The sequence below is a fragment of the Stieleria tagensis genome (assembly GCF_024129865.1).
Lineage (GTDB): Bacteria > Planctomycetota > Planctomycetia > Pirellulales > Pirellulaceae > Stieleria > Stieleria tagensis.
Genome location: NZ_JAMYFE010000154.1, coordinates 1 through 4,083 on the forward strand (window position 1 = coordinate 1; position 4,083 = coordinate 4,083).

The 4,083-nt window shown below is 52.6% G+C and carries 5 protein-coding genes; all 5 read right to left on the reverse strand.

The window, feature by feature from the left end:
• Positions 1 to 586: 586 nt before the first annotated feature.
• The 5 genes from NHH03_RS26915 to NHH03_RS26935 all read right to left on the reverse strand — a co-directional run bounded on the left by NHH03_RS26915 (position 587) and on the right by NHH03_RS26935 (position 4,009).
• Positions 587 to 1,534, reverse strand: a complete 948-nt coding sequence (locus NHH03_RS26915) for a hypothetical protein (RefSeq protein WP_253161454.1) — start codon at positions 1,532 to 1,534, stop codon at positions 587 to 589.
• Between the two features lie 811 nt (positions 1,535 to 2,345).
• Positions 2,346 to 2,804 carry a hypothetical protein gene (locus NHH03_RS26920; RefSeq protein ID WP_253161455.1) on the reverse strand — a complete coding sequence of 153 codons (459 nt, stop codon included), beginning with the start codon at positions 2,802 to 2,804 and terminating at the stop codon, positions 2,346 to 2,348.
• Between the two features lie 139 nt (positions 2,805 to 2,943).
• On the reverse strand, positions 2,944 to 3,258 hold the full coding sequence (locus NHH03_RS26925; RefSeq protein WP_253161456.1) for a hypothetical protein: 315 nt from the start codon (positions 3,256 to 3,258) through the stop codon (positions 2,944 to 2,946).
• Between the two features lie 57 nt (positions 3,259 to 3,315).
• A complete protein-coding gene (locus NHH03_RS26930; protein ID WP_253161457.1) occupies positions 3,316 to 3,534 on the reverse strand; it encodes a hypothetical protein in 219 nt (72 codons plus the stop codon).
• On the reverse strand, positions 3,527 to 4,009 hold the full coding sequence (locus NHH03_RS26935) for a type II toxin-antitoxin system VapC family toxin (RefSeq protein ID WP_253161458.1): 483 nt from the start codon (positions 4,007 to 4,009) through the stop codon (positions 3,527 to 3,529). Before NHH03_RS26935 ends, NHH03_RS26930 begins: the two co-directional genes overlap by 8 nt.
• Between the last annotated feature and the right edge of the window lie 74 nt (positions 4,010 to 4,083).

Here is a 4,083-nt window from a genome sequence, read left to right on the forward strand (position 1 = left end):
ATTCATGGTTCGTCGTGTTCACTACTTCGGTGTACCGGACAAAGTGTGGAACAACTTGGTCCGCCTCATCAAGCTGACAGAGGCAAAACTAATGGCAAAACTCAGAGCGAAGGCGATCGAAGCGAGTACCCATGCAGTAACGACATCGCGAGGTATGTCCCAGTAAAGAAGTGGAGCTTTATTGCACCAAAACGCGTTTAGATTGCCAACGATGGCACCGGCGAAAAGAAAAGCCGGTCTGTTTCGGACCACAGGAAAGTTAATTGCGAGCACACTGAGCAAGCCAAGTAAAGCGCCGCCCAAGGGTGGAACCTCCGTGCTGAAAGTATCCGTCCAGAACAGCACCCACTGTAGAGCAGTCCCTCCGAAAAAGCCTGTTGCAAATGACGGAACTGCCCGCCAGCGTGATCCGCCGGCGGGCGCGACATCCATAGTCGACACGGGAGAGTATGGATTCGGTTCTTCTTTCACGGCTTGCATAGGAGTTTCGAATTGACGAACGGGAACGATCACGTGGTCGCCGCGAACGACTTACCACTTCAAAAAACTAGACTCGGCGACTCACGTGCATCGTCTGGTTCGCCATCTATTTCTTTCCATTACTCAACGCACCTGGCAGGCGAGCCTTCCAGAAGGGATTGATTGGACAACACGGACAACCACACGAAGGCTCACGTTTGAGCAACTGTTCCCTTAACCAGGCAATTTTTTCTAGACCCATCTCAACATCGTGGTTGGTTAGAAGGTGGCTAGCGACTTCTTTTGGCTTTGCGTTCGGATTCTCTTCTAGAAAAAAGAGAGCCAGCAGATTTGGCGTCGTTATATGGGCATCATGTGTCAATTCAAACGACATGCTGTCGAACTGATAAGCTGAGCTTAATCGAGCAGGAGTTGCATTTGCGGCTGACGCTACCGGGAAGATGGTTCCACGTGCGTGCGAAAACACACTTGCGATCAAGTTGTAGTCGATGAAGCCATCGTCGTCATCTTGAGTTAAGTCCAGGTCCGTGAAAGCATCGCTCGTCAAGTTTGCGTCGACCTCACCTTCGCTGAATACAATTCGTGAAACATTTTGAATCCCAAAAAAGCATTCTTCAAACCGGTTCGCAATCATTCCCTGCTCTATGAAGTCAATCGCGATAGTCGGGCCATCATCCGATATCTGGAAGATTGCAACGTCGCCAATTAGCTGCAACGAAAACTCTAGGTTAACCAAGTAGGCGTTGGTTCCTTCAAGGTCTGCGACGCGGGGGTATGTGTCATCCATTTCAAATGTCACGTCGTCACCGCTATCTCCATAAACCAGCATGCAAACGGTCATCCAAGCTGGCTCTAATAATGCAACAATTTGCCCGATGGGAAACTCAATTTCCGTTCCATCGGGAATGCGAACGCGGCCACCACGAGAGCAATGCACCACGCGCTTCTTCAATTCTTCGAGAACGGTCAAGAGGTCCTGTGAATTTACGACGTAGATAATGTCAGCTTGGGCCATAGACGAAGAACATTGACTGAAGAAGGAAACCGATGCCATCTTGAGCATGGCGAACGATTGCGATGCCCGGGCCGCGGCGAACGATCAACCACTTCAAAAAACACGACTCCGCGGCTCCGTGTCCATCGGGTGGTTCGCCGCGGATTTGGTTACGAAACAACGCGACATCCGGGAAGACATGATCGTAGAATAGCGACTGATCCTGGCGAAATGTTCGTGTCGCTGATGTAAAGCTCGGATAGATTGCGAAACTCGCGCAGGAAGGGAACGCATTCGTCGGATACTTGGGTTCCGTTCAGGCTTAGGCCTTGGAGATTCTCATGCCGCGTGAGCAGTTCCACGCCAGCGTTTGTGATTGCCGTCCGAGGAAGACCGAGGTACGGCACCAATCCGATCGTCAACGCGTCACGAATGGCATCGTCCGTTAACGCCAAGTTGCCCTCGAAGGTAAACCGCTGCAAGTTCGGGTGGCTAATTGCCCGATGAAAGCCGGCAGCAGTGAAACCACCGATCCTCGGCGGGTGGTAAAAGCCACAGAATTGCGACAAACATGGGAGGTCAAACAATAGTGATACGTCTGCATCCGAAAATCTGTGTGGGGCGAGAACGTGGTAAACACGGCCGTCGGAATCAAGTGCAAACCGGCATCGCAACTCGGCCAGAAGGTGGACGGGTTCGTACTCCCGTTGGTGCGGTGCGAACTCTTCGATATTCAGTGAGCGAATCGGCATCAGAATCATTCAGTCGGCGAACGCTACGGATCACGCGGTCGCCGCGAGCGATCCTCCACTTCAACAACCACGACTCGGCGACTCGTCGTGCATCCGATGGTTACCCGAATGTCGATCGACTAGAAAGTGTCACTCGGGCTCAAATCTTGGTCCATGACTATTCTAGCGTGACGCCTGAACTCTTCTCGATATCCCTCGATAAAGCGAGTGTTGGGGGCGAATTCGTGCATCATCTCAAACATGCTGTCTACGCTCTTGTATGCAGTATCGCCGGTCGTCTTGTCAACCAAACGCTGGAGCCGAAGTTGAAGCGCACGCATCTGTTCGTTGCTCAATCCAGAATAGTCCGGATGAAACGTGACGTTGCCCCAAATCGTAGGCACAATCTCAACCACATTTCGCCATTCCGATGGAGCAACGTTGGTTGGGGGGTGGTCCGCGAGTAACTCAATCGTCGCTTTCTGTTCCGAGTAGATCACAAACCATTGACGTAGGTTCCACCTGTCACGAGCGAATGGAAACGCTGCGATAATGGCTACCGCGGATACAGCTGCAAAGATGAGCTTATTGCGTGACATCAAGTCGGGCAGTTCGCTTCAGTCGGGTAACGTTGGAATTCATCGAGTTGGAACGAACGACGTTGTAATGGCTAAGTCGACCTGATTGCCGACTTCGATGCAATTCATGGTTCCCCGTCGTGTGTAGCCGGCGGTGCAATCAAACGAGGCTGAGCACGATTGTAAGCGACAGCAAGCCGAGAATCCAGTATTTTGCTCGGCCAGCAAACAGTGCGATCGTGCCCGTAATTCCAATAGGAACGAAGAAGAACAAAAACAGTTCGATACGATCAAACCCGGGTTCACGCGGCGAAAAGTACCAAGGCCAGTCGCCCCACTTCGAGTCGGCGAATTGGATGAGCAAAGCAACCGAGCACGCCGTTGCAATTGAACCACAAATGACACGACGAACAGATCCTTGATCTTCGTCAACGCGTATCACAGCGTTGTCGTTTGGAGTTACGTTAGGATTCAATGTTGTTGTCGTCGCGAAGACAGTCGCGCCCGTGAGCGGACTATCAGTCGGGGAACGTCACCGATCAACCGGCGGCGACGGTGGATTGACCACTTCAAAACGCCCGACTTCGCCGCTCGGTTGCATCGGATGGTTCCCCGCATTCTTGATTATCACACGATCGGATTTCGCCTGATCGGCTTGGATCTTCGCAACAAGCCCAGCAAGTGTACCGCCAGCGTCGGCAAGCATTTGCCGTCGAATTGCGTGGAGTTCATCGAGGATCGGATTATTCATCGTCATCACCACCGAGAAATTCGGATGGAGTACAAATCAGAAATTGATCGTAGCCCTCGTCTCGCAGCAGTTTGTAAATGCGTGGCAATTCGTGGGCGTTTGCAATGTGCGTGCAATTTAGTGTCAAAAAGTAGTTTACACCGGCAAGTGCCGCAGCGGCAACGTGCAAAGCGTCCGCCGCCGCCTTCTGTGGCATGGTGTGGGCCGCGATGAGGCGTGCGGCGAGTGCCTCGGCGTCCGCACCCACGTTAATCAGTGGAAGGCCGTCGAGCAGCTTCAAGCGATCAGCGGCAGCAGACGGATCGCCCGCTGAGGCCTCGTTGAGGGTCACTTGCGAAGTGACAAGGCTAAACTTGGGACGTTCAAACGCCCACCAATCGCGAGCCTGCTGCTGCAAGGCAGCAGTTTGGATGTCGCGACTCGGCCGAGCAGAGGCAAAACTGACGATCGACGTTTCGATGTAAACTGTATCCATGACGGAAGTCTACAGAATGGACGTAGCGTCGAGAATCCAGCATTGTTCAGTCGGGGAACGAAATGCGATCTATC

Coding starts and splice junctions, on each gene's coding strand:
- NHH03_RS26915 (WP_253161454.1), bottom strand. CDS start 1,534: ATGGCATCGGTTTCCTTCTTCAGTCAATGTTCTTCGTCTATGGCCCAA.
- NHH03_RS26920 (WP_253161455.1), bottom strand. CDS start 2,804: ATGTCACGCAATAAGCTCATCTTTGCAGCTGTATCCGCGGTAGCCATT.
- NHH03_RS26930 (WP_253161457.1), bottom strand. CDS start 3,534: ATGAATAATCCGATCCTCGATGAACTCCACGCAATTCGACGGCAAATG.
- NHH03_RS26935 (WP_253161458.1), bottom strand. CDS start 4,009: ATGGATACAGTTTACATCGAAACGTCGATCGTCAGTTTTGCCTCTGCT.